The sequence below is a fragment of the Rhizobium sp. 01L410 genome (assembly GCF_056400165.1).
This window is the reverse complement of record NZ_JBFTST010000012.1, coordinates 1-24,377: the sequence shown is the minus strand read 5'-3', so window position 1 is coordinate 24,377 and position 24,377 is coordinate 1. Positions and strand designations below refer to the sequence as shown.

At 61.2% G+C, this 24,377-nt stretch carries 22 protein-coding genes; 9 read left to right on the top strand and 13 right to left on the bottom strand.

All coding sequences use genetic code 11. The annotated features are described in order from the left end of the window. Positions 1 to 141: 141 nt before the first annotated feature. On the top strand, positions 142 to 963 hold the full coding sequence (locus AC1DV9_RS23065) for an SDR family oxidoreductase (RefSeq protein WP_477950185.1): 822 nt from the start codon (positions 142 to 144) through the stop codon (positions 961 to 963). Between the two features lie 100 nt (positions 964 to 1,063). Beyond that, positions 1,064 to 1,975 carry an SMP-30/gluconolactonase/LRE family protein gene (locus AC1DV9_RS23060; RefSeq protein ID WP_477950184.1) on the top strand — a complete coding sequence of 304 codons (912 nt, stop codon included), beginning with the start codon at positions 1,064 to 1,066 and terminating at the stop codon, positions 1,973 to 1,975. 4 nt (positions 1,976 to 1,979) lie between these two features. Here AC1DV9_RS23060 and AC1DV9_RS23055 read toward each other — a convergent pair whose 3' ends face one another. The 6 genes from AC1DV9_RS23055 to AC1DV9_RS23030 all read right to left on the bottom strand — a co-directional run bounded on the left by AC1DV9_RS23055 (position 1,980) and on the right by AC1DV9_RS23030 (position 7,383). Continuing rightward, on the bottom strand, positions 1,980 to 2,273 hold the full coding sequence (locus AC1DV9_RS23055) for a MurR/RpiR family transcriptional regulator (RefSeq protein WP_310296758.1): 294 nt from the start codon (positions 2,271 to 2,273) through the stop codon (positions 1,980 to 1,982). 70 nt (positions 2,274 to 2,343) lie between these two features. Further along, a complete protein-coding gene (locus tag AC1DV9_RS23050) occupies positions 2,344 to 3,090 on the bottom strand; it encodes a ThuA domain-containing protein (RefSeq protein ID WP_310296756.1) in 747 nt (248 codons plus the stop codon). Positions 3,091 to 3,107: 17 nt separating this feature from the next. Then, the gene (locus tag AC1DV9_RS23045) at positions 3,108 to 4,184 is read right to left on the bottom strand and encodes an ABC transporter ATP-binding protein (RefSeq protein ID WP_477950183.1); all 1,077 of its coding nucleotides are present in this window, start codon (positions 4,182 to 4,184) and stop codon (positions 3,108 to 3,110) included. Positions 4,185 to 4,203: 19 nt separating this feature from the next. Continuing rightward, positions 4,204 to 5,115 (bottom strand): carbohydrate ABC transporter permease, encoded by a 912-nt coding sequence (locus AC1DV9_RS23040; protein ID WP_477950182.1) that lies wholly within the window; start codon positions 5,113 to 5,115, stop codon positions 4,204 to 4,206. 1 nt (position 5,116) lies between these two features. Continuing rightward, entirely contained in the window at positions 5,117 to 6,004 is an 888-nt protein-coding gene (locus tag AC1DV9_RS23035; protein ID WP_112516886.1) for a carbohydrate ABC transporter permease, read from the bottom strand. Between the two features lie 86 nt (positions 6,005 to 6,090). Beyond that, the gene (locus tag AC1DV9_RS23030; RefSeq protein ID WP_477950181.1) at positions 6,091 to 7,383 is read right to left on the bottom strand and encodes an ABC transporter substrate-binding protein; all 1,293 of its coding nucleotides are present in this window, start codon (positions 7,381 to 7,383) and stop codon (positions 6,091 to 6,093) included. Positions 7,384 to 7,583: 200 nt separating this feature from the next. Here AC1DV9_RS23030 and AC1DV9_RS23025 point away from each other — a divergent pair, with 200 nt between their 5' ends. The 3 genes from AC1DV9_RS23025 to AC1DV9_RS23015 all read left to right on the top strand — a co-directional run bounded on the left by AC1DV9_RS23025 (position 7,584) and on the right by AC1DV9_RS23015 (position 12,042). Continuing rightward, the gene (locus AC1DV9_RS23025; protein ID WP_477950180.1) at positions 7,584 to 8,588 is read left to right on the top strand and encodes a Gfo/Idh/MocA family protein; all 1,005 of its coding nucleotides are present in this window, start codon (positions 7,584 to 7,586) and stop codon (positions 8,586 to 8,588) included. 115 nt (positions 8,589 to 8,703) lie between these two features. Continuing rightward, positions 8,704 to 9,693 carry a LacI family DNA-binding transcriptional regulator gene (locus tag AC1DV9_RS23020; protein WP_477940867.1) on the top strand — a complete coding sequence of 330 codons (990 nt, stop codon included), beginning with the start codon at positions 8,704 to 8,706 and terminating at the stop codon, positions 9,691 to 9,693. A gap of 105 nt (positions 9,694 to 9,798) precedes the next feature. Beyond that, positions 9,799 to 12,042 carry a glycoside hydrolase family 2 protein gene (locus tag AC1DV9_RS23015; RefSeq protein WP_477950179.1) on the top strand — a complete coding sequence of 748 codons (2,244 nt, stop codon included), beginning with the start codon at positions 9,799 to 9,801 and terminating at the stop codon, positions 12,040 to 12,042. Positions 12,043 to 12,046: 4 nt separating this feature from the next. Here the strand turns inward: AC1DV9_RS23015 and AC1DV9_RS23010 are convergent, their stop codons facing one another. From AC1DV9_RS23010 to AC1DV9_RS22995, 4 genes are all read right to left on the bottom strand, one after another. After that, positions 12,047 to 13,162, bottom strand: coding sequence for an ABC transporter ATP-binding protein (locus AC1DV9_RS23010; protein ID WP_477950178.1), 1,116 nt, complete (start codon positions 13,160 to 13,162; stop codon positions 12,047 to 12,049). 3 nt (positions 13,163 to 13,165) lie between these two features. After that, positions 13,166 to 14,104, bottom strand: coding sequence for a carbohydrate ABC transporter permease (locus AC1DV9_RS23005; RefSeq protein ID WP_477950177.1), 939 nt, complete (start codon positions 14,102 to 14,104; stop codon positions 13,166 to 13,168). Then, complete coding sequence (locus tag AC1DV9_RS23000) at positions 14,101 to 15,054, bottom strand: carbohydrate ABC transporter permease (RefSeq protein WP_477950176.1); 954 nt, start codon at positions 15,052 to 15,054, stop codon at positions 14,101 to 14,103. The genes AC1DV9_RS23005 and AC1DV9_RS23000 overlap by 4 nt, the downstream gene beginning before the upstream one ends. An 84-nt stretch (positions 15,055 to 15,138) precedes the next feature. Further along, positions 15,139 to 16,395 carry an ABC transporter substrate-binding protein gene (locus AC1DV9_RS22995; RefSeq protein ID WP_112537114.1) on the bottom strand — a complete coding sequence of 419 codons (1,257 nt, stop codon included), beginning with the start codon at positions 16,393 to 16,395 and terminating at the stop codon, positions 15,139 to 15,141. A gap of 309 nt (positions 16,396 to 16,704) precedes the next feature. On the opposite strand from AC1DV9_RS22995, the gene AC1DV9_RS22990 reads away from it, so the two are divergent. Continuing rightward, positions 16,705 to 17,760: a LacI family transcriptional regulator gene (locus tag AC1DV9_RS22990; protein ID WP_477950175.1), complete on the top strand. Its 1,056-nt coding sequence runs from the start codon at positions 16,705 to 16,707 to the stop codon at positions 17,758 to 17,760. On the opposite strand, the gene AC1DV9_RS22985 is transcribed toward AC1DV9_RS22990, so the two are convergent. After that, complete coding sequence (locus tag AC1DV9_RS22985; protein ID WP_477950174.1) at positions 17,723 to 18,523, bottom strand: endonuclease/exonuclease/phosphatase family protein; 801 nt, start codon at positions 18,521 to 18,523, stop codon at positions 17,723 to 17,725. The two genes, AC1DV9_RS22990 and AC1DV9_RS22985, sit on opposite strands and share 38 nt — an antisense overlap. A 69-nt stretch (positions 18,524 to 18,592) precedes the next feature. Here AC1DV9_RS22985 and AC1DV9_RS22980 point away from each other — a divergent pair, with 69 nt between their 5' ends. After that, a complete protein-coding gene (locus AC1DV9_RS22980) occupies positions 18,593 to 19,564 on the top strand; it encodes a lysylphosphatidylglycerol synthase domain-containing protein (protein WP_477950173.1) in 972 nt (323 codons plus the stop codon). Here AC1DV9_RS22980 and AC1DV9_RS22975 read toward each other — a convergent pair. Continuing rightward, positions 19,514 to 21,052, bottom strand: a complete 1,539-nt coding sequence (locus AC1DV9_RS22975; RefSeq protein WP_477950172.1) for a phospholipase D-like domain-containing protein — start codon at positions 21,050 to 21,052, stop codon at positions 19,514 to 19,516. The two genes, AC1DV9_RS22980 and AC1DV9_RS22975, sit on opposite strands and share 51 nt — an antisense overlap. Positions 21,053 to 21,233: 181 nt before the next feature. On the opposite strand from AC1DV9_RS22975, the gene AC1DV9_RS22970 reads away from it, so the two are divergent. Beyond that, the gene (locus AC1DV9_RS22970; protein ID WP_477950171.1) at positions 21,234 to 22,004 is read left to right on the top strand and encodes a TIM barrel protein; all 771 of its coding nucleotides are present in this window, start codon (positions 21,234 to 21,236) and stop codon (positions 22,002 to 22,004) included. A gap of 11 nt (positions 22,005 to 22,015) precedes the next feature. Here the strand turns inward: AC1DV9_RS22970 and AC1DV9_RS22965 are convergent, their stop codons facing one another. Next, complete coding sequence (locus AC1DV9_RS22965) at positions 22,016 to 22,936, bottom strand: LysR family transcriptional regulator (RefSeq protein WP_477950170.1); 921 nt, start codon at positions 22,934 to 22,936, stop codon at positions 22,016 to 22,018. 116 nt (positions 22,937 to 23,052) lie between these two features. Between AC1DV9_RS22965 and AC1DV9_RS22960 the strand changes: the two genes are divergently transcribed. Continuing rightward, on the top strand, positions 23,053 to 24,267 hold the full coding sequence (locus AC1DV9_RS22960; RefSeq protein ID WP_477950169.1) for an acyl-CoA dehydrogenase: 1,215 nt from the start codon (positions 23,053 to 23,055) through the stop codon (positions 24,265 to 24,267). Positions 24,268 to 24,377: the final 110 nt, after the last annotated feature.

Sequence of the window (24,377 nt, the reverse complement as noted above, 5' to 3'; positions counted from 1 at the left end):
GGGAAACCTGAGAGCGCGGCAAATCCCTTCTCCCCTCGGGGAGAAGGTGGCGGCAGCCGGATGAGGGGGCCACACGCACGAACCAAACCGCCTCTCGCACCCGCGAGGGGCTATTTGCATATCAACCAACGGAGGAACCACATGAGCACAGACTTGAGCCGCCTGGACGGCAAGATCGCCATCGTCACCGGCGGCACCCAGGGCCTTGGCGCCACCATCGCGCGGCTGTTTGCCGAACGCGGCGCCAAGGGCATCGTCATCTGCGGCCGCAATGAAGCGAAAGGCAAGGCCAAGGCGGAAGAACTCTCGGCCGAAACCGGCGCCAAGGTGGTCTACGTCAAGGCAGATCTTGGCAAGGTCGAGGACGCGCAGAACGTCGTGCGCGCCTGCGACCAGGCCTTCGGCCGCGTCGATGCACTGGTCAACGCCGCGGCGATCACCGACCGCGGCACGATCCTCGACACGAGCCCGGAGCTCTTCGACCAGATGTTCGCCGTCAACGTCAAGGCGCCGTTCTTCCTGATCCAGGAGGCGATCAAGGTGATGCGCCGTGCGAAGATCGAAGGCACGATCGTCAATATCGGCTCGATGTCGGCGAAAGCCGGTCAGCCCTTCATCGCCGCCTATTGCGCTTCCAAGGGCGCGCTGGAGACGCTGACCAAGAACACCGCCTATGCGCTGCTGCGCAATCGCATCCGCGTCAACGGCCTGAACATCGGCTGGATGTCCTCTGAGGGCGAAGACCGGATCCAGCGGGAATACCATGGCGCCGCCGAGGACTGGCTGGCGAAGGCCGCCGCAAGCCAGCCCTTCGGCCGCCTTGTCGACCCCGAGGAAGTGGCCCGCGCCTGCGCTTATCTCTCGTCTGCGGAATCGGGCCTGATGACAGGTTCGGTCATCTGCTTCGACCAATCGATCTGGGGCGCTTATGACGGCTCGCCGCATCCGGTTGCCGCTCTCTAAGTGACTGCCGGAGCCCGGTAATTTTCAGCGCCGGGCTCTGGCACGTCTCACCGTTTGTCGCTACGAAAGACGCATCCATTGCTTTGGGAGGAGCATATCCGTGTCCGAAAAACCGCTCTACGATATCCGTGATGAACGCTTCAATGGCCTGATCGCCGGCAGTGCCCGGCTTGAAGAGCTCTATAGCGGCTGCCGCTGGGCCGAAGGTCCCGTCTGGTTCTCCGATTGGAACTGCCTGCTCTGGAGCGATATTCCGAACGAGCGGATGATGCGCTGGGTGCCCGACGGTACGGTCTCCGTCTTCCGCTCGCCTTCCAACTACGTGAACGGCAATACCCGCGACCGCCAGGGACGGCTGGTCTCCTGCGAGCATGGCGGACGGCGGGTGACGCGCACCGAACCGGATGGCCGCATCACGGTTCTTGCCGACAGCTACGAAGGCAAGCGGCTGAACTCTCCCAACGACGTCGTCGTCAAATCCGATGGCTCGATCTGGTTCACCGACCCGAGCTACGGCATCATGTCGGACTATGAAGGCCACAAGGCCGAGCCCGAGCAGGAAACCCGCAACGTCTATCGCATCGACCCGCAAAGCGGCAAAATCGATGCCGTCGTCACCGACTTCATCCAGCCGAACGGCCTTGCCTTCTCGCCCGATGAAAAACAGCTCTATATCGCCGATTCAGGTTCGTCGAACCATGATGTGCCCCGCCACATCCGCGTCTTCGACGTTGTCGATGGCAAGACGTTGGCAAACAGCCGCTACTTCTGCTCGATCGACAAGGGCGTGCCTGACGGTTTCCGGTTCGATCTCTCAGGCAATCTCTGGAGCAGTGCCGCCGACGGCGTCCACTGCTTTGCGCCCGATGGCACTCTCCTCGGCAAGATCCTGGTGCCGCAGACGGTCTCGAACATCTGCTTCGGCGGCATCAAGAAGAACCGCCTTTTCATCACCGCGACACAGTCGCTCTATTCGATCTACACGACCGTCAATGGTGCACAGTACCCGTAACTGATCACGAGGCGCGACGGGCGGATTGGCGGAGCCCCCGCTGAAACACCTGCTTCATCTCGGCAAACCCGTCAAAGCCAAGATGCTGGGCGAAGCGGACGACGCTTGTCTGCGAGACATTGCAGCGCTCGGCGATCTTCTGGCTGCTTTCGAAAGCGAAAACGTCGGGCCGCTCGGCAGCCAGCCGGGCAAGCGCTGCCAGCCGCTCCGGCACGTTTCGATAGACGACAGCCCAGAACGTCTTGCTGATGAGAAACTCGTGAACGTCGCTTTCGGCCTTCAGCGATATCAGCTGCATCGTCTCTCTCCTTGAAGGACCCGCCCGCGGAGGCCGGAGCAAATCCGCCCCAACCCCCACGGGAGGAAGCTCAGACTTTTCCGTCGGGACGGCCGTGAAGCGCCTCGGCGCGATGCCAGTTTTCCAGGATGCGGCCATCCCTGTGCTTCTGCTGCGCCCAGCGGATACCGTTCGAGATGACCTGATGGATGATCTTGTCGTGATAGATGGGATAGGTCTCATGGCCCGGGCTGAAGAAGAAGATGCGCCCGCGGCCGCGCTGCCAGGTGCAGCCGCTGCGGAACACTTCGCCGCCCGAATACCAGGAGATGAAGATCAGCTCGTCCGGCTGCGGAATGTCGAAGGGCTCGCCATACATTTCCGAGGCGTTGACCTCGAAATAGGGCGGCAGTCCCTCGGCGATCGGATGCGAGGGATTGATGACCCAGACGCGCTCCAGATCGCCAGCCGGCGACTCGCGCCAGGAGAGATTGGCATTGGTGCCCATCAGGCGGCGGAACAGCTTCGAGTGGTGGCCGGAATGCAGGATAACGAGACCCATGCCCTTCAGCACCCGCTGCTGGATGCGGTCGATCAACCCGTCGCTTACCTCTTCATGCGCCATGTGGCCCCACCAGAGCAGCACGTCGGTATCATTGAGCAGCGCGTCAGGCAGGCCTTCATCCGGATCATCGAGCGTGCCGCGGCGGATCTCGAAATCGGCATGCTTGATGCCGGCGGCAATCGCGCCGTCGATACGGTCGGGATAGATATCCTGTACTTCCTTGTGCACCTGCTCGTGGCGGCCTTCGTTCCAGATCGTAACCTTGATCGTCATGGTATCCTCGAATGTTATCAAGCTTGAGCCGGACGGATGACCCGTCCCGACGCGTCGAAGAGATGGCAGGCCGCAGGATCTGCCGAGAGCGAAACGCGGTCGCCGGGCCGGACCGCAACATCGCCATCCGAGCGGACGACGATCGGATCCTTGGTGGTGCCGACGGTGATGTAGGTCTCGACGCCGAGACGCTCGACGATCGCCACCTCGGCATTGAAGTTACCCTGCCCATCGGCCGCGATTTTCAGATGCTCGGGCCGGACGCCGAGGCGCACCTCGCCCTGGGGAACATCGGCCGCACCGGACATGTCCATCGCCAGGCCGATCGTGCTTTCCAGATGCAGATTTCCGCCCTGCCGTGTCGCAGTCATCGGAATGACGTTCATCTTCGGCGAGCCGATGAAGGTAGCGACGAACTCGTTTTCAGGCTTGTGATAGAGATCCATCGGCGCACCCTGCTGAGCCACGGTTCCCTTGTTCAGCACGACGATCCGGTCAGCCATCGTCATCGCCTCCACCTGATCGTGGGTGACGTAGACGACCGTCGCCTTCAGCTCCCTATGTAGCCGCTGCAGCTCGGCGCGCATCTGCACGCGCAGTGCGGAATCGAGGTTGGAGAGCGGCTCGTCGAACAGGATCAGCGACGGCTTCTTGATGATTGCCCGGCCGATGGCGACGCGCTGGCGCTGGCCGCCGGAAAGGGCAGCCGGGCGGCGATTGAGGTAGTCCGTCAGCTGCAGGGTTTCGGCGACGCCTTCGACCTGTTTGCGGATCTCCGCCTCCGGCACCTTCTTCAGGCTGAGCGAGAAGCCAATATTCTCGGCGACCGTCATATGCGGATAAAGTGCATAGGACTGGAACACCATGGCAATGCCGCGCTTGTCTGGCGGCACGTCGTTGATGCGCTGGCCGTTGAGGATGAGATCACCGTCATCGATGCCCTCGAGACCGGCGATCATCCGCAGCAATGTGGACTTGCCGCAACCGGAGGGGCCGACAAAGACGGCGAATTCGCCATCATTGACGGTGATATCGACGCCCTTGATGACTTCGAGCGCACCGTAGAATTTGCGGACGTTCTTCAGATTGATCATTCGGTTTCTCTTTCTTGTCTCAGCCCTTCACGCCGCCAGAGAATGTCTGGACGAGGAAGCGCCGCGCGAAGCCGAAGGCAATGACGGCAGGCAGGAGGTAGATGAAGGCAAGGGCGGCGAGCAGGCCGTAATCGATCTCGTTGATGCGCAGGAAGGCGCGGAAGAGACCGAGCGGCAGCGTCTGCAGCTCTGGCGACGACAGGAAGATCAGCGGCAGCAGGAAATCGCCCCAGGCCGACATGAAGGTGAAGAGGCCAGCTGCGGCAAGACCAGGCAGCGCCAGCGGGATCAGCACCCGGCGGATGCGCTGCACCATCGTGGCGCCGTCCATGACGGCCGCCTCTTCATAGTCGCGCGGCAGACCATCAAAGAAGGTCTTCATGATCCACAGCGCCAGCGGCAGCTGCATGGTGGCCAGCACTAGCATGATGCCGAGATAGCCGTCGATGAAGCCTGTCCAGCGCATGATGTCACGCGCATAGCTGCCGAAAATCGGCCGGAGGATCGCGCCTTCGGCATTGTTGAGCGTCAGCAGGAACTTGTAGAGGGGCACTACCAGCGCTGTTGGCGGCAGCACACGGATTAGCAGGATCGTGTAGAGGAACGGCAGCTTCCACCAGGCGCGGGTCCGCGACAGCGCATAGCCGCCAAGCCCTGCCAGAACCATGACGATAAGGGTCGCGCCGCCAACGATGAACAGCGAGTTGAACAGCCACCGGCCACCATCTTCCTTGATGAAGACGCGGGCATAATTCCCAAGGCTCCACTGCTCCGGCCAGCGCAGGAAGAGCTGGGCATTGCCATCGAGGGAGGCGAGAAGTACCCAGAAGAACGGCACGGCGCAAAAGATCGAGATGACCGACAGCGTGGCATAGGCCATGAGATCGGAGCGCGTCTTGTTGGCGCCTTCGCTCGGAGAGATCACCGCCATATCAGATCTCCACCTTCATGGCCCGGACATAGCCGATGCCGAGGATCAGCGAGATGATCAACGCGACGACCGCGACAGCAGCGCCGTAGCCCAGCTGGAACGCCGTGAAGGACTGGTTGTAGATATAGATGCTGACGAGTTCCGTCGCGCCGCCCGGGCCGCCGCGCGTCAGGGCATAGACGAGACCGAACACGGCGATCGTCGAGACGGCAGAGATCAGCATGTAGAGCAGGATCGTCGGCATCATCAGCGGCAGCGTGATGCGGCGGAACATCTGCGATGGGGTAGCACCATCCATGCGGGCAGCCTCATAGATTTCGTTGGGAATAGTGCTGAGACCCGCGGTCAGCAGGATCATCGCCGTTGCGATACCGCGCCAGGTGTTGACGATGATGATCATCGCCAGCGGAAAGGTGTTCAGCCAGTCAGCCGGCGCAATGCCGAAGAAGCTGACGATGCGCGACAGCGTCGCATGCTCGCCGCCCGCCAGCATCGAGATCCACATGAAGCCGGCGACGACCTCAGGAGCGGCGTTCGGCAGCAGGATGATCGACGAGAAGATCTGCCGGAAACGGATCTCGCGGCGCAGCGCCATGGCGGATACGAGACCGAGCACGAACTGACCGATGACGGCCGAGCCGACCACGAAGAAGAAGGTAACGAGCAGCGAATTCCAGAACTTCGCATCATTGAACAGCCGCGCGTAGTTGCGCAAACCGACGAAACGGGGCCGCAGCGCAGCCGCACCGGTCAGCGCCTCGTTGGTGAAGCTCAGATAGACCGAGTACAGCGCGGGGTAGATGACGAAGGCAAGCAGCAGAACCAGCGACGGCAGCAGGATGATGAGAAGCTGGCGCTCGGCGCGGCGTTCATGAGAGTTTCTGATCATCGAAGCTCACAACCTTATCGAATGAAGCGGAAGACGCGGCAGACTTGCCGCGCCTCCCAATCTTGGGCGGGAGAAAGTACCCAAGCTTATTTCACGGCATCGTCGCCGAGCGTTTCCTTGACGTAGTCGACCAGGATCTTCTGGGCGCCGGCTGCATCGGTTTCCTTGCGCAGCAGCGCTTCGGTGGCGCGGGCAACACCTTCCGAAACGGTGCCGAAGCCGGAAGCCTGCTTCAGGAACACGCCGTTTCCGGCAGCCGCATGGATCGGCACCAGTTCCGTCAGCTTCTGGAAGTCGGCATTCGAAGCCGCATCCTTGCTCGCCGGAATATTGCCGATCCGGGCCGCATAGGAGACCTGCGTTTCGACGGAGCCGATTTCCATCAGCGCCTTGATGGCCAGTTCCGCGTTAGCCGACTTGGAATTGACGGCCCACGGAGCCGCCAGGTTGGCGAGTACGTACTGGCCGCCGTTCTGGCCCGGAACCGTCCAGGTGCCGACAATCTTGGTCACGTCAGGGATCGGGTTCTTGCTCTCGCGGCCCCAGTCGAAAATGTAGCACCAGGAGCCGCATGTGGTGGCGGCAAGCTTGCCCTGCGGAAACATCTCATACTTCGGCACGACCCACGGCTCGGGGCCGAGCAGCGGCTGAACCGGCATCAGATCGTTATCGATCAGCTGCTTGTAGACATCGAAGACATCCTTGACGCCTTCGCCGTTGAGATCGAACTTGCCATCGGCATCGACGATCTGCGGCGTCTTCGAGCCGACGATCAGATGCTGGAAGCCCTCGTCGAAGGCACCGCCGCCCCAGGCCACACCGGCCGGGAAGAGCAGGCCATAGGCGCCGGTCTTCTTCTTGATCTCGGCAGCGCGGTCGAGCAGGTCTTTCCAGTCCTTCGGCTGCTCGGTCGAAATACCGGCCTTATCGAGCACATCCTTGCGATAGTAGATTTCCTGGATGCCGAGCATGAAGGGCATCACATAGGTCTCGCCATCGGGGCTGACGGCCAGCTGCTTGGCCACATCGTAGAGGCCGTTATAGCCTTCCCAGGCCTTGAATTCCTTGGTGACAGGAGCGAGGTAACCGGCTTCCACCATATCGGCGACGGCAGATGCAGTCGGGATGGAGAACAAGTCGGGCGCGTTGCCTGCGCCGAGCTCGGTCAGCAGTTTCGTCAGATAATCCTTGTCCGGCGCCGGGTATTCGACGACCTCGACCGTGACACCGTATTTCTTCTCGATGCGCTCGACCGTCGACTTCATGGCGTCGATACCCGACTGGCCATGGTTCGCAATCCGGATCGTTTCAGCATGAGCCAGCGTCGATACTGCGCTGAGCAATATGGCGCAAAGGCCACCGATAACCGTCTTCTTCAACGGAAGTCCTCCCTCTTGTTCACAATGGCGCCCTCCAGCACCTGTCGAAAATGTACACGCATTCCCATGCCTGACAAGATGATTTTGCAATCGTTTCCAACGCAAAATTTAAGTTATTGTTTTTATGTGATTATTTATAGCTTGCAACAAATACAACGTTTGTGTAATCGTTTGCACAATCGCATTCGGGAGGATTTTGCATGGTACAGAAACTGCGCCTCGGCGTGATTGGCGCCGGGCTGAAGGCGGCCGAATATGCCCATAGCTGGGCCAAGATGCCGGAGATCGAATTTGCCGCTCTCGCCGATACCATCCCGGGATCGCGCAAACGGCTGATCGACGTCTGCAAGGAAGCCGGCGCACCCGAACCGGAAGCCTTTGAAGACTATCGCGACATGCTGGCGAAGCGCCGCGACGCGCTGGATATCATCTATATCTCCACCCCGCATGCATTCCATGGCGAACAGGCCGTCGCCGTCGCCGAGGCTGGACTCGACCTCTTCCTGGAAAAACCGATGGTCACAACCGTCCCCGAAGCCGAACGGCTGATCGCCGCACAGAAGAAGACCAGCGTCACCATCGTCACCGCCTTCCAGGGCGGACTCTCGCCGCTGGTGCTCGACACCCGCAAGCGGGCGCTGTCAGGCGAGTTCGGTGACCTGATCGCCATATCGGGCATGATCTGGGAAAGCTGGGCCGCCAACTATGAAGGTCACTGGAAGCAGCAGCCGGAAATATCCGGCGGCGGCTTCATGTTCGATACCGGCGCTCACATGATGAACACCGTCTGCCTGCTCGCCAATTCGGACTTCGAGAGCGTTTCGGCCTACATGCACAATCATGGCCGCAAGGTGGATATCGCCACAGCCGTTTCCGCTCGGCTGAAGAATGGCGCACTGGCGACGCTGACGGCAGCCGGCGAAGGCCCTCCCGGCTGCGCCTCCTACATCACCTTCTTCTATTCCAAGGCCATCGTGCGCATCGACGCCTGGGGCGGCTGGCGCGAGATCAGCTTCGGCCGGACCAGCGAACCCCGCGAAGAAGCCGAGATTCTCGGCAATCCGATGAAGAACTTCCTCGCCATCCGCGCCGGAAGCATGGAAAACTCCGGCTCCGTTGAAATGGGCCTGCGATTCGCTAGGCTCTGGGACGCAATCAAGGAGTCGGCGGCGGCGGAGGGAGTGCCCGTCAGGATCGCCGTCTAAGCAATTCCAGCAAAACTGCGTAGCGGTTTTGCGTCCGGAATTGCGTAACAACAGAGGTAGACCCGCTCCGCGATACGGAGAAGAGCGGAATGGGTCTAGACGGGGTGGAAGCAGCATGAGCAGGAAACGCATCACATCCAAGGAGCTGGCAAAACTCGCCGGTGTGTCCTCGGCGACGATCTCGCGCGCCTTCTCACCTGATTCCCGCATCGGCAGCGCCACGCGCGACCGCATCCTCGCTGTCGCCCGCGAGCACGGCTACCAGCCGAACGCCATTGCCCGGTCGCTCAACAACCAGCGCTCCCGCCTGGTCGCCCTGGTGGTCAACGCCATCGGCAATCCTTGCGAGGCGGAAGAGCAGCAGCTGCTCGTCCATCGCCTGCAGGCACGCCAGCTTCTGCCGATCATTCTCTGCTGCGCCGATCATTCCGACCGGCTCCAGCTGATGCGGCTGGCCTCGACCTATCAGGTCGATCACGTCGTCGTCTTCTCCGACATGGTGTCGATGCAGGATGCCGTCGATATCTTCCATACGACAAAACCGATCATCGTCTCCTTCGAGCCGCTCGAAAACGAGAATGTCTCCAGCATCCGCATCGATGGCGCCGTCGGCGCTGCCGAGATCATCGACAAGATCGTCAAGGATGGAAAGAAGCGCTTCGCCTATCTTTCCGGAACGAAATCCAGTTGGATCGACAAGCTGCGCCGCAAATGGTTTGCCGACGGTCTCGCCAAGCACGGCCTGGCTTTCGAGGCAGAGGCGTTCGGCGACTATTCCTACGATTCCGGCTTCAAGGAAGCCGTCATGCTGCTGCACCGCTCGAAGGTGGATGCGATCATTTGCGGCAACGACGTGATGGCGATCGGTGCGCGCGACGCGGCCCGGCGCGTCCTCGGCAAGCAGACGCCCGGCGATATCGCCATCGTCGGCCAGGACGGCATCGCCATGGCCGCCTGGGACTGCAACGACCTGACAACGTTGAGCCTTGACCATGCCGCTTTCATGGATGCCGTGGTGGAAGTGATCGAACGCCATGAGCAGGATATCGAAGGCCCGCACAACATCACGCTTGCCTGCACGCCCCGCTGGGGCTCCACCGCGTAAGGCAGCGCTTTTCATTGCATCGAGGAGGAATTTCCATGACCATGATTTCACGCGCGCGCGCCTCGCGCCGCATCATTGCCCGCGCCTGCAGCAAGGAAGCCTGATATGCGTTCCGTCGTCTCCTTCAATGAATCCTGGAGCTTCCACGAGGGCTTCGGCCAGCGGCTGCTCGAAGCTTTCGACGGCAGCACAACCGTCAGCCTGCCGCACACGGCCGTCGAACTGCCGTTCAACTATTTCGACGAGAAGAGCTATCAGCGGCCGTTCACCTATCAGAAGCTGCTGCGCTGGATGCCGGAATTCGAAGGCCGCGAAGTCTCCATCGTCTTCGACGGCGCCATGGCCGACAGCGTCGTCTACCTGAACGGCGAAGAGATCATCGCCCACAAGGATGGCTACACGCCGTTCGAGGCGCGACTGACAGGCAAGCTTGTTAAGGGCGACAACCTGATCACCGTCAAGATCGACGGCAGCGAGAACCCTGCCATCCCGCCCTTCGGCGGCCGTATCGATTACCTGACCTACGCCGGCATCTATCGCGAAGTCTGGCTGAAAGTCACCGGCGCCGTCTCGCTCAGCAACATCAAGATCGAGACGCAGAACGCCCTTGCCGAAACGAAGTCGGCGACCGTTCGCTGCAAGCTCGCCAATCCGCAGGACGCGACGTTCCTCGGCACGATATCCGGCACGATCCGCGATGCCTCGGGCATCGTCATCGCCACGGCAACGGCTGAGACCACGGGCGAGGACGTGACGCTCGGCTTCAGCGATCTAAGCGGCATCGCGGTCTGGGATATCGCCAATCCGGCTCTCTACGAGCTCACAGTCGACCTCAAGACCAGCCATGGTTCGGATCGCCTCTCCTCGAATTTCGGCTTCCGCACCGCCGAGTTCACGCCCGAAGGTTTTCTGTTGAACGGCAAGCCGCTGAAGCTGCGCGGCCTCAACCGTCACCAGGCCTACCCCTATGTCGGCTATGCCGCCGGACGTTCCGCCCAGGAACTCGACGCGACGATCATGAAGACGGTGTTGAAGTGCAATATCGTCCGCACCTCGCATTATCCGCAATCCAAATGGTTCCTCGACCAGTGCGACCGCCTCGGCCTGCTGGTCTTCGAGGAAATCCCCGGCTGGCAGCATATCGGCGACCTCGACTGGCAGAAGGAATCGATCGAGAACGTGCGCCGGATGATCGAGCGCGACTGGAACCATCCGTCGATCATCATCTGGGGCGTGCGCATCAACGAGTCGCTCGACAGCCACGACTTCTATGCCGAGACCAACCGCCTCGCCCGCGAGCTCGACCCGACCCGTCAGACCGGCGGTGTCCGGTACCTGACGGAAAGCGAGCTGCTGGAAGACGTCTATACGATGAACGACTTCATCCTCGGCAACGAGGAACTGCCGGGCGCCAACCGCCCACGCACCGCGCTGCGCCCGCAGCAGGAAAATACCGGCCTGGCGCACAAGGTGCCCTACCTGATCACCGAGTATAACGGGCATATGCATCCAACCAAGATGCACGATCCGGAACAGCGCCAAGCCGAACATGTGCGCCGTCATCTGGAAGTTCTGAACGCCGCCTATGACGATCCTGACATCTCAGGCGCGATCGGCTGGTGCATGTTCGACTACAACACGCACAAGGATTTCGGCTCCGGCGACCGCATCTGCTACCACGGCGTCATGGACATGTTCCGCGAACCGAAATTCGCGGCTTACGTCTATGCCAGCCAGTGCGAGCCTTCAGACGAGGTCATCATGAAGCCGGTGACCTTCTGGGCGCGCGGCGAGCGCAGCATCGGCGGCGTACTGCCGCTGATCATCCTGACCAATTGCGACGAAGTCGAATTGAAGTATGGAACGCTGACCAAGCGGATCGGCCCCGACCGCGAGAACTACCCGCATCTGCCGCATCCCCCTGTTGTTCTCGACCACCGACATTTCACCGCCGATGAGCTCGGCACGTGGGGTCTGGAATGGATCGATGGAGAATTCACCGGCTTCATCGATGGCGAGCCGGTGGCGCATCTGACGCTCGCAGCCGATCCGCTGCCAGCAAGGCTTGAACTCGCACCCGATGCGATCGCTCTGAAAGCCCGGGAGCGCGACAGCACCCGCGTCATCATTCGCGCGCTCGACCAGCGCGATCAGCGCCTGCCCTTCATGGATGACAGCGTCACGCTGCGCGTCGAGGGACCGGCGAAGATCGTCGGCCCGAGCAGCGTGCCGCTGCAGGGTGGCACGGCTGGTTTCTGGCTGGAAGCAACGGGACTGACAGGCACGATCACCGTGGAAGCGACCTCAAGCCGCTTCCCGTCTGTCAGTTTCACCGTAACCGCACAGTGACGGATCAGGCGATCCGCAGCTGGCTCTGCGGATCGAAGAACACCGCCTTGTCGAGATTGAAGGCAAGGCGGGTGTTCGTGCCCGCATCGATGCCGGCATCGGCGCCGAGGCGCGCGACGACGGATTTGCCGCCGAGCTTGGTGACGGCGAATGTATCGGCACCCGCGGGCTCGACAACTTCGATCATGCAATCACCATGCGACACCGATTTCGCCTTGCGATCGACGCCATCGAGATCGGTGAGCGCTTCCGGGCGGATGCCGAAGATCACCGGCTTGCCATTGTAGCTCGTCAGGCTGTTGTTGCCTGAGGGCACCGGCAGCTTCAGCGGTTCCGCATTCGGGCGGTCGAGCGAAACCTGCAGACCTCCGGCACCGTTTTCGACGGTCGCGTTCAGCAGGTTCATCGCCGGCGAACCCATGAAGTCGGCGACGAAGACGTTGGCAGGGCTGTTGTAGATTTCGGCAGGCGTGCCGAACTGCTGCAGGACGCCATCGCGCAGGACGGCAATCTTGGTTGCCAGCGTCATGGCCTCGATCTGATCATGCGTCACGTAGACGATCGTCGTGCCCATCCGCTGGTGCAGGCGCTTGATTTCCGTGCGCATGTCGACGCGAAGCTTGGCATCCAGATTGGACAGCGGCTCGTCGAACAGGAAGACCTGCGGGTTGCGCACCAGAGCACGGCCCATGGCAACGCGCTGGCGCTGGCCGCCGGAAAGCTGGCTCGGCTTACGATCCAGTAGATGGCCAATCTGCAGCATCTCGGAAACCTGCTTGATCGCCTTCTCGCGCTCTTCCTTCGGCACGCCACGGATTTCCATGCCGAAGGCGATGTTTCCCGCCACCGTCATGTTAGGATAGAGCGCATAGCTCTGGAACACCATGGCGATATCGCGCTTCGATGGATGCAGGTCGTTGATCGCCCGGCCGTTGACGCGGATTTCGCCTTCGGTGATCGTCTCAAGACCGGCGATGGTGTTGAGCAGCGTGGACTTGCCGCAACCGGACGGGCCGACGAGCACGAGGAAGCCGCCCTCTTCGAGCTCGAGATCGATCCCCTTGAGGATATCGACGGCGCCGAAGCGCTTCTTGAGACCGGAAATTTCAAGGAAAGCCATGGATTATCCTTTGACGGCGCCCGCCATGAGACCGCGCACGAAATAGCGGCCGGCGAGAATGTAAACGAAGAGCGTCGGCACGGCGGCGATCATCGCCGCGGCCATGTTGACATTGTATTCGACCACGCCGGTCGAGGTGTTGACGACGTTGTTCAGCGCCACCGTCATCGGCATGGACTCGCCGGTGCCTGCGTAAGCCGAGGCGAACAGGAAGTCGTTCCAGATGTTGGTGAACTGGTAGATGACCGTCACCACGATGATCGGCAGAGAGTTCGGCAGCATGATGCGGCGGAAGATCTGGAAGAAGCTGGCGCCATCGACCTGGGCAGCGCGCACCAGCTCCGTCGGGAAGGCTTCATAGAAATTCCGGAAGAACAGCGTCGTGAACCCGAGACCGTAGACGACATGGACGAAAACCAGGTTGACCGTGGGGTTGCCGAAGCCGAAGTTCATGCCCGTCGCGTTCTGCAGCGTCATGCCGAAACGGCCGAACATGCCGAGGATCGTCGCCATCGGCAACAGCACCGACTGGAACGGAATGAAGCAGGCAAACAGCATCAGGCCGAAAACCAGCGTATGACCCGGAAACCGCCACTTCGTCAGCACGTAACCGTTCAGCGCACCGAGCACGGTGGAGATCGCGACGGCCGGCACGACCATCTTGATCGAGTTCCAGAAGTAGCCCTTGATCCCGGCGCAGGTCAGGCCGACGCAGGTCTCGCCCCAGGCCTTGAACCAGGGATCGAGCGTCGGCGACTGCGGCAGCGACAGCATGTTGCCGTTCTGGATCTCGTCCATCGTCTTGAACGAGGTGACGAGCATCACGAACAGCGGCATCAGATAGAGGATCGCGAAGATGATCAGCAATCCGTAGATCGCCGTGCGGCCGATCCAGCGATTGTTGTTGCCGTTGGAAACGGCGGGAGAGACGACGCTGCTCATCGGGATTTCTCCCTCAGTTCGGAATAGAGATAGGGAACGATAATCGCTGAGATCGTCATCAGCATGATGATCGCGCTGGCCGAACCGACCGCCATCTCGTTCCGCTTGAAAGTGTATTCATACATGAAGTTCGACGGCAGCCAGGCCGAACCGCCGGGTCCGCCCGACGTCAGCGCGACCACCAGGTCGTAGGACTTGATCGCCATGTGGGCGAGCACGATAAAGGCAGACAGGAACACCGGGCGCAGCATCGGAATGATGATCCGGCGGTAGAGCTGCAACGTTGAAGCACCGTCGATCTGCGCCGCCTTGATGATCTCGCCATCGATCCCGCGCAGACCCGCCAGGAACATCGCCATGACGAAACCGGACGCCTGCCAGACACCGGCGATGACGACGGTATAGATCACGAAATCCTTGTTCTTGATCCAGTCGAAATGGAAGCTCGTCCAGCCGAACTGGTGCAGCGTCTGCTCCAGGCCGAGGCCCGGATCGAGGAACCATTTCCAGGCAACGCCGGTGACAATGAAGGACAGCGCCATCGGATAGAGGAAGATCGGGCGCAACACGCCCTCGCCACGGATCTTCTGGTCGAGCAGGATCGCCAGCAGCAGACCGAGCCCCAGGCAGATACCGATATAGAGGAAGCCGAAGATCCCCATATTGGTGATCGACGTGTACCAGGACGACGGCGGATCGCCCTCGAACGTCCAGCGCCAGAGGCGCTGATAGGCGCGCGGCCCTGTCAGTGCGTAGGACGGAAAGGTCTTGGAATTGGTGAAGGAAAGATACGCCGTCCAGACGATGAAGCCATAGACGAAAACGATCGTGATCAGGAAGCTCGGCGCCAGCACGATTTTCGGCAGGGCATCCTGCAACCGGCCGCGAATGGACGCGCGGGTCGAAGGACTGGAGGTCAGGACCGGATCGGTGGTCGCAACAGTGCTCATGAAATCAATCTCCTCCCCACAGCATACCTGCAGGGCGCAAAGGCCTCCCCGCACTGTGCGGGGAGGCCGGATGTCGAACAGGTATTAGCGAGCGTCGTCGATCGCCTGGACGAGCTGGGTCACAGCTTCGTCGGAGGTCTTGATCTGGCCGTGAACGAACTTCGAGACGACGTCCTTATAGGCGTTGGCGATGGCCGGAGGCGCGCCGTAGCCCTGAGCGAGCGAACCGAACAGCGTGCCGCCGTCGTTTGCCTTCTTCAGGTCAGCGATACCCTTCTTGCCGCAGGCGTCGAAAGCCGTATCAGGAACGTCGGTACGGGCCGGAACCGAACCCTTGACCACGTTGAAGGCCGACTGGAAGCTCTTCGACAGCGTTGCCGTTGCGAGCGCCACCTGAGCGGCCTTGCGGTCTTCAGGAACGTTGAACATGCCGAACATGTCGGAGTTGTAGATCACGCTGCCATCGGTGCCCGGGAAGCGGTAGCACAGGAAGTCCTTATCCGGGGTCTTCTTGGCAGCGACGAATTCGCCCTTCGCCCAGTCGCCCATGACCTGAACCAGAGCGTCACCCTTGATGACCATTGCGGTTGCCAGGTTCCAGTCGCGGCCCGAGAAGTTCGGGTCGACATACTTGATGATCTTGGCGAGGTTGTCGAAGGACTTCTTCATCGTGTCGGACTTCAGAGAGTCTTCGTCGAGATCGTTGAAGGCCTTCTTGTAGAATTCAGGACCGCCGGTCGACAGGACGATCGAGTCGAACATCGTGGCTTCCTGCCAGTTCTGACCGCCAAGAGCGAGCGGGATGACGCCAGCTGCCTTGGCCTTGTCGAGAAGCGCGATCAGGTCGTCGAAGGTCTTTGGCTCGGTGCCGCCGATCTTGTCCATGACGGCCTTGTTGATCCACAGCCAGTTGACGGAGTGAACGTTAACAGGGGCAGCGACCCACTTGCCGTCGTAAACGGAGAACTTCTGGAGAGCCGCCGGAACCGACTTGTCCCAGCCTTCCTTCTTCGCGGTCTCGGTCAGGTCGCCCATGACGCCTGCCTGAGCATAGTCGAGAACGGTGTAGCCCAGCATCTGCGATGCGGTCGGGTAGGTACCGGCAGCAACCATCGCCTTCAGCGCGGTCATTGCAGCATCACCACCACCACCAGCAACCGGTACATCCTTCCAGGCGTAACCTTCCTTGGAGAGGTCGCCCTTCAAGACGTTGAGCGCCGCGGCTTCACCGCCCGAAGTCCACCAGTGCAGCATCTGCACTTCCTTGACGTCGGCCGCATGGGCGCCGAACGCAGCCATCATCACGGCAGCAGCAGCCACCGAGCCCAAAAACTTGCGCATAGTCTTCCTCCCGTTTGCAAGTCGGCAGCGAAAGCCTTTTCCGCCACCCTGATGCTTCCCACTCGCCGAGTGAGCAAACATGCCGCCGCCTCCCGGCTGCGGTTGACAATTTAAAACGATATAAATTACGCGGCGTCAAGTCTTTCTCGACTTCCGAGAAAAAAGATTATTAATGAACCAAACTACTGAAATTGCTATATAATGCGAATTATCGCGCTAAAATCGCAAAAATTTAAAACGTTTTCATAACTTTATTGCTTGCAATGCATCTGCCCGTTATGTTGATTGCCGCAGCCCAGGAAGGCCAAGTTGACCGATCCGATGAAGCCGCCCCGCGGCGAAAACCAAGACAATCTTCTGAGACGTGGCAAGCCGACGCTGCGCACGATCGCCAACCTGACCGGTTTGGCGGTGACGACGGTGTCGCGCGCGCTCAGCGACGCACCGCAAATCTCGCTGGAAACCCGCGAGCGGGTGCACAAGATCGCCAGCGAAATCGGCTATCTCCCGGATCGCGCGGCGCAGCGCCTGAAGACCGGCCGCACCAATGTCATCAGCATCCTGCTCGACTCGCACCAGGAAGTCGTCGGCTTCGGCACCTCGATCATGTACGGCATTGCCAAGGCTCTGAAAGAGACCTCTTACCATCTGGTCGTCGCGCCGAACTTCCTCTCGACCACCGAGCTCGAGGCTGCCGAATACATCGTCCGCAACAGCTTCGCCGATGGCGTCATCTTTACCCGCACCGAACCCTTCGATGCCCGTGTCCGCATGCTGATCGAAACCGGCTTTCCGTTCGTCAGCCACGGCCGCACCGAATTTTCGACGCAGCATCCCTATGTCGACTACGACAATTATGCCTTTGCCTATGAGGCGACGCGCCGCTTGATCACCAAGGGCCGCAAGAAGGTGACGCTCCTGCTGCCGCCACGGCGGCTGACATTCTACCAGCACCTGCTGCACGGCTTCATGACCGCCGTGCGCGAGGCGGGCGCCAGCTACGAAATCTCCGAGGAGATCACGCTCGATTCACCGGCAAGTGCCATCCGCGACTATGTCCGTACGCGCGCTGCTGCCCCTGATGCCCCGGATGGCTTCATCTGTCCTGGCGAGGTGTCGGCCCTTGCGACGATCACCGGCATGAGCGATGCCGGGCTTCAACTGGCCGAGGATTACGATATCGTCGCCAAGGAGCATTCGCGCCTACTGACCCAGCTGCAGCCAAAGGTCGAGACGATCTACGAAGACCTCGTTGCCGCCGGCGAATTGCTCGGCCGGATGCTGATCGAACGCATCAACGACCCGGAAGCAGCGGGCAACCGCCAGCTCATCCAGACGCCACAGATCGTGTTTCCGCCCTTGTGAGCGCTGCCGACGGCTCGATCTCCGCAAGCAGCGGCAGATGATCGGACGCGCGGCGTGCCAGCGGATCGGCGATCGCCGTCACCCGCCTGACACCAAGCCCTTCCGAGACGAAGACGTGGTCGATCCGCAGCACTGGCAGCCGCGACGGATAGGTCGGCCGCGGCTTACCACCGGCAAGCAGCTGCACGTCACGAAACTGCCGCGCCAGCATCCGGTAGGCGGGTGACAGCGGAATGGCATTGAGATCGCCGCAGATGATGGCCGGTGCCGCCTGAAATGCCGGCGACCCGATCCAGTCGCTGCCGAGCAACGCCGCTATTTGCTGCGCCCTGTCCACGCCTCTGAGACCAAGATGCGTGTTTAGAACGTTGAGCGTCAGGCCTTTGACATAGACCTGCACCCAGATCGCCCCGCGGGTCTCGCCGACGGAAGGCAGCGGCCCTGCCCGCATCAGCTTGGTTGGCAGCGCCGTCAGGATGGCGTCACCATACTTCTCTTCCTCGACATGCAAGGCTGGATGGAAATGCGACTCCATCTTCAGAAGGCCCGCGATGAGATGCGCCTGATCGACGCCTCCCGTTCGCTTGCGGCCAACGTCCAGCTCCTGCAGCGCAATGATATCGGCACCCGACTGGGCGATGACATCGGCGACCCGGTGCGGATCGATCCGCCGGTCGGTGCCGACGCAGCTATGCACGTTGTAGGTCAGGATCCTGATCGATCGGCCGCCCTGCAAAGGTGAAATACCGGAGAATGTGCTCATGCTGGGGGAACCCGCATTCCGCTTGTTTCGTTCCATAAACTGGAAACTGCAACGCAAGACGGAAAACTCATGCCAGGCAAACGCCTCATCATCAATGCCACACTCATTCTTGGCCTGCTGCTGGCCGCCTACCTTCTCTACAAGGTCTTCAGCCGCTACTCGCTGGACGAGGTGATGCAGTCGATCGCGGCGATCCCAGTGTCCAGGCTCGCCGCCGGGACGGGCTTTGCAGCACTCTCCTATCTCTGCCTTACCGGCTTCGACTGGATGGGCTTGCGCTATGCCGGCAAACCGCTGAGCTACCCGAAAGCAGCGATTGCCTCATTTACCGGCCTGTCAATCGGCCACAATCTCGGCATCGCCGCCCTGAGCAGCGGCGCCGTCCGTTACCGCTACTACGCCCGCTGGGGACTGAACACCGAGGAAGTCGCCAAGGTGATCCTCTTCTGCGGCGTCACCGTCGGCATCGGCCTGTCGGCCCTCGCCGGCATCGCGCTTCTCGTCAATCCCGGCGATGCAGCCAATCTGTTGCACCTCAGCTCGACCGGCTTGTTCTTTCTCGGCCTCGCGTGCCTCGGCATTCCCGCGGTCTACGTTCTTCTGGCTGCCACCGTTCGCGCGCCGCTCAAACTGTGGAAATGGCAGTTCCAGATGCCGGAGGTTAAGCTGGCCGCCGGGCAGGTGGTGATCGGAACGCTGAACTTCATCTGCGTTTCCGCCTGTCTGCATCAGATGCTGGCGGCGCAGGGCGAAGCCAGCTTCGTGCAGACAGCAACCGCCTTCGTGCTCGCAAATATCGCCATCCTGCTCACCCATGTTCCGGGCGGACTGGGCGTGCTGGAGGGAACCGTCAGCCACGTTCTTCCGGGCGCCGCATCGATCGGCGCACTTGTGGCCTTCAGGGTGATCTATTTCATTCTGCCCCTGCTGATCGGCCTGCCGGTCTTCGCCATCAGCGAAATCGTCATCCGCAAGCGGAAAACGGCAAGCTCAGAAAAACACGCTGACCAGACGGCCGACGCGCAGGCGCAACCGCTGTAACGGCCAGTACGGCCTGCGCGGATCGACGATCCCGGTCCCCGGCAACGGACTGATCCCACCATGGGCAATATCAACAGCGAATTCGCGCAACCCGCGTGGGCCGCGATTCAGCGCCTTTATAGTATCCAGCACCGATCGCTTTTCACTCTCCATCCGCCGCACCTCTTCGGGCTGCGCATCGAGATGCTCAGCCATCAGCCGGTGGCGAAGCGCGGTGATCGCCTGGCGGTGACCATCAGTCTCCGCCTCGATCGCCAGATCGCATTCCGTATCCAAGCCCTCGGAGCGGTTGTTGAGGTTCGACGAGCCGATGCGGATAAATGCATCATCGACGATCATCAGCTTGGAGTGGATGACGATTTCCTGCTCGCCGCCCTTCTCGTCAGGCACCACGGCATACATGACACGCAGCCGGTCATAACGGTCGATCCGTTTTAGCCGGCGGATCAGGCGATCGCGATTGTTGCCCATCGTCAGTTTCTCAATGAAGCCGTGCGAACTGCGGGTGACAAGAACCGCGATTTCAGGACCTTCGATCTCCTTCAGCCGCTTGGCGATCTCGCGCGCCACACCGAAGGAGGCCAGATATTGGGTTTCGATATAGATATGCTTGCGCGCCGCCCGGATCGCATCCCGCGTCAGCCGGAAAGCTTCGTAATGCCCGCGCTTGCCGATCAGCCCGGGTTCGGTCAACGCGATCGCGGCCGTCGCATTGGTCATTTCTGCCGGGACGGCCAACGGCCATTCGGTGTCGCTTGCAGCGCCGGGCTCTATCCGCTCGCCGGTCGCCTTCCGCCACCTGCGGCGGGCGACATCGCCGATCAGGCCCGCGGCCTCACCTGACACCATCGACTGCATGTCATGAACGGGTTCATAGGGCGTGCCGTCAGGCGCCTTGCGCAGCGGATTGCCGATCCGGTGATCCGGCTCGTCCCATCGCCGCGCGGTAAGGTCGATGCCGCCCAGGAAACCCAGACTGTCGTCGATCGAAACCAATTTCTGGTGATGACAACCGCGCAACGGATGGCGCAGATCGAAACGCATGCTGATCTGCGGATGAGACGAGAACCCGCTCTCGCGGAAAAGCCGCAGCGACTTGCCCGAATAGATCGGCCCCATACCCCAGACCAGAATCCGGATCTGCAAACCCGGATGCTCATCGGCAAGCGACAGCAACAATTCCCCGAGCGTTTCGGAACTCTGCTTTGGCCGGAGACGTATATCGGGATTGAAATCCCAGCCGACGATCCAGATTGTCTGCCGCGCTTTCCTGAGCGCCTGATCCAGGGCGGAAAAATAGGCAGATCCATCCACCAGGAACGCCACTTTCTCGGCTTTGCCGGCACGCCAGGCATTGCGGCCAGTGCGAATGATGCCACCCGGGATGGCCGTGACCGCGGCCTTCATCGTGCGCCGGGCCGCTCCGGCAATCAGATCGATTGCATTTGCCGTCTTGCGGCTATCGCCGGCCGCTTGAAAATCCATCATCCTGTGCCGGTGCCCCACGCTTTTTCGATGCGTGCCTCAACGTGCGAAACGCCGCCACAGTTCCCGTACACCGAACAAAAATTATGGCTCTACAGGGCCTTGCCGCCGTGCCGTAGCGATCGGGCCCTTGCCGAGCCGATGCATTTCCCGCATGCCTTGGATAAATCAGGGAGGATGCCGCATGCGAAACTACTCAGCCTGCATCGAATGGCTGTTTGCCGAACCGGGCGACGAATTCTCAAGCCGCATCGATAGCGCCGCAGAGGCCGGTCTGCATTTCATCGAATTCTGGCGTTGGACCGACAAGGATCTCGACGCCATCGAGCGCAAACTGAAGAGCACCGGCCTCAAGGTTTCGAGCCTCGTAGCCGAACCGATGATTCCGCTGACAGACATCGCTAATCGCGAAGCTTGGCTCGAAGGCCTGAAGCAATCCGTCGAGGTCGCAAAGCGGCTCGGCGCCCCGGTGCTGATCGCGCAAGCCGGAGACGACCTGCCGGGCCTGTCGCGCGAGGAGCAGCGTGCCGCGCTGACAGACACGCTGCGCGCCGCCGCCGATATCCTGAAAGGCACCAGCGTCCGCCTCGGCGTCGAGCCGCTCAACACGCGCATCGACCATATCGGCTATTTCCTCGGCTCGACGGAGGAAGCGCTCGATATCGTCGATGACATCGACCGGCCGGAAATTGGCATCGTCTACGATATCTACCATTCCGCAGTGATGGACGAGAAAACCGAAGATGTCATCGGCGGGCGCGTCTCCCGCGTCGTCCACCTCCACATTGCCGACCATCCCGGCCGCAACGATCCCGGCACAGGAACGATCGACCTCAAGCATCGACTCGATTGGCTCTACGCGAAAGGCTATGAGGGTGTCGTGGGAATGGAGTACCGGCCCGTAAAACCCGGCCGCGACGGCGTCACGGCAGCAATCGACTCGCTTGGCGGCTGAACAGCGGCGGCCTATTGATCGCTGCCTGCCTCCACACTCCATGGGCTCTCCGCCACCAGCTTTTCCAGCCAGTTGCGAAAGGAGACCAGTGGCGGATAGTTTGCGCGCGATTGCGGCCAGGCGAGCCAGTAGGTTCCGCTGCCGGTTACCGACGGTTTCAGTAGCGAAAGAAGCCGCCCCTGCTGGATTTCATCCCTAGCCAGATAGTCGGGCAGCAGCGCCACGCCCAGTCCCGCGATCGCAGCCTGGGTCATCGTCGCGAACTGATCGAAAAGCATGCCGGTGACGTTTTTCGGTTTGATCCCCTGGGCTTCGAACCAGATTGCCCAGGCCTTCGTCCGCGTTTCGAGCTGCAGCAGCGGCAGGTCCAGCACGTCGCTGGCATCGTTGACAGGCTTTTCTCTCAGCAGCGCCGGTGAGATGCAAGCCGTCAGGCGCTCCTCGAAGAGCTCGAGATGATCGGCGTCGCGCCAATCGGCGGCGCCAAAATGGATTGCCGCGTCGAACCCTTCGGCCGCGAAATTGAAGCGCTTCAGGCGTGTCGCCAGGCTGACATTGATCCCGGGATGGTCCTTGAGGAAATCTCCGAGCCGCGGCGCAAGCCATCGTGTACCGAAGGCCGGCAGGATGGCGAGCGTCAGCGTGCCGCCGCCGGGATTGGCGGAAAATTCCATGCTTCCGCGCTGGATGAGATCGAGTGCCCGGCTGATGTCGCGGCCATAGGCCTGCGCCGCCTCGGTCGGCACCAGGCGCTGCCTGTACCTGTCGAAAAGCGGGCGGCCGAGCTGCTGTTCCAGCGTCTGGATCAGCCGGCTGACCGTGCTTTGCGTCAGATTGAGCTCGCGCGCAGCCGCCGCCGTGGATCCATTGCGCAGCACCGCCTCGAAGGCCGAGAGATGGCTGATATGGGGAAGAAATCGTCTCTGGCGCATGGTCAACCTATGCATCGCATGCATCAACTCATTCGCAAATACAGTTTCCATAGACATCAGGCAATCGATAGACGCATAATTCCGGATGAAACCCATGTCTTTGCCGTGAGGATCGCTTGTCAAACTCTGCCAACACAGTTTCCAAATCGTCGTCGAGCGCCTTTGCCTGGGATGATCCTTTCCTGCTGGACGAGCAACTGAGCGAAGATGAGCGGATGATTCGCGACTCGGCAGCCGCTTTCGCCAAGGCCGAGCTGCTGCCCCGCGTCCAGGAAGCCTATCTCGACGAGCAAACCGACAAGGGCCTCTTCAAGCTGATGGGCCAGACCGGCCTGCTCGGCGTCACGCTGCCGGAAGAATATGGCGCTGCCAACGCCTCCTACGTCGCCTACGGCCTCGTCGCCCGGGAGATCGAGCGCATCGATAGCGGCTACCGCTCGATGATGAGCGTCCAGTCCTCGCTGGTCATTTACCCGATCTATGCCTACGGCTCCGACGAGCAGAGGAAGAAATATCTGCCAGGCCTCGTTTCGGGCGAGCTGATCGGCTGTTTCGGCCTCACCGAGCCGGATGCAGGCTCCGATCCGGGCGGCATGAAGACCCGTGCCGAGAAGATCGAGGGCGGTTATCGCCTGCGCGGCTCCAAGATGTGGATCTCAAACGCGCCGATCGCCGATGTCTTCGTCGTCTGGGCGAAATCCGAAGCCCACAACAATGAGATCCGCGGCTTCGTGCTTGAAAAGGGCATGAAGGGCCTCTCAGCGCCAAAAATCGGCGGCAAGCTGTCGCTGCGCGCCTCGGTCACCGGCGAGATCGTGCTGGACAGCGTCGAAGTTGGCGAAGACGCGATCCTGCCCGGCGTCTCGGGTCTCAAAGGCCCCTTCGGCTGCCTCAACCGCGCCCGCTACGGCATCTCCTGGGGTGTGATGGGTGCGGCCGAAGACTGCTGGTTCCGCGCCCGCCAATACGGCCTCGACCGCAAGCAGTTCGGCAAGCCGCTCGCCGGCATGCAGCTCTACCAGAAGAAGCTCGCCGACATGCAGACCGAGATCGCCCTTGGCCTGCAGGGATCTCTGCGCGTCGGCCAGCTGATGGACCAGCACAAGATGGCGCCGGAGATGATCTCCATCGTCAAGCGCAACAATTGCGGCAAGGCGCTCGACATCGCGCGCCAGGCCCGCGACATGCACGGCGGCAACGGCATCCAGATCGAATTCCACGTCATGCGCCATTCGCAGAACCTGGAAACGGTCAACACCTACGAAGGCACGCACGACGTCCACGCGCTGATCCTGGGCCGGGCGCAGACCGGCATTCAGGCGTTCTTCTAGAGAATAGAGTTAAAACGCAAAAAGCCCGCTTAACGCGGGTTCTGTCTATTCTGTTGTACGTATCCATGAAGAGGATTTGGTTGCGGGGGCAGGATTTGAACCTGCGGCCT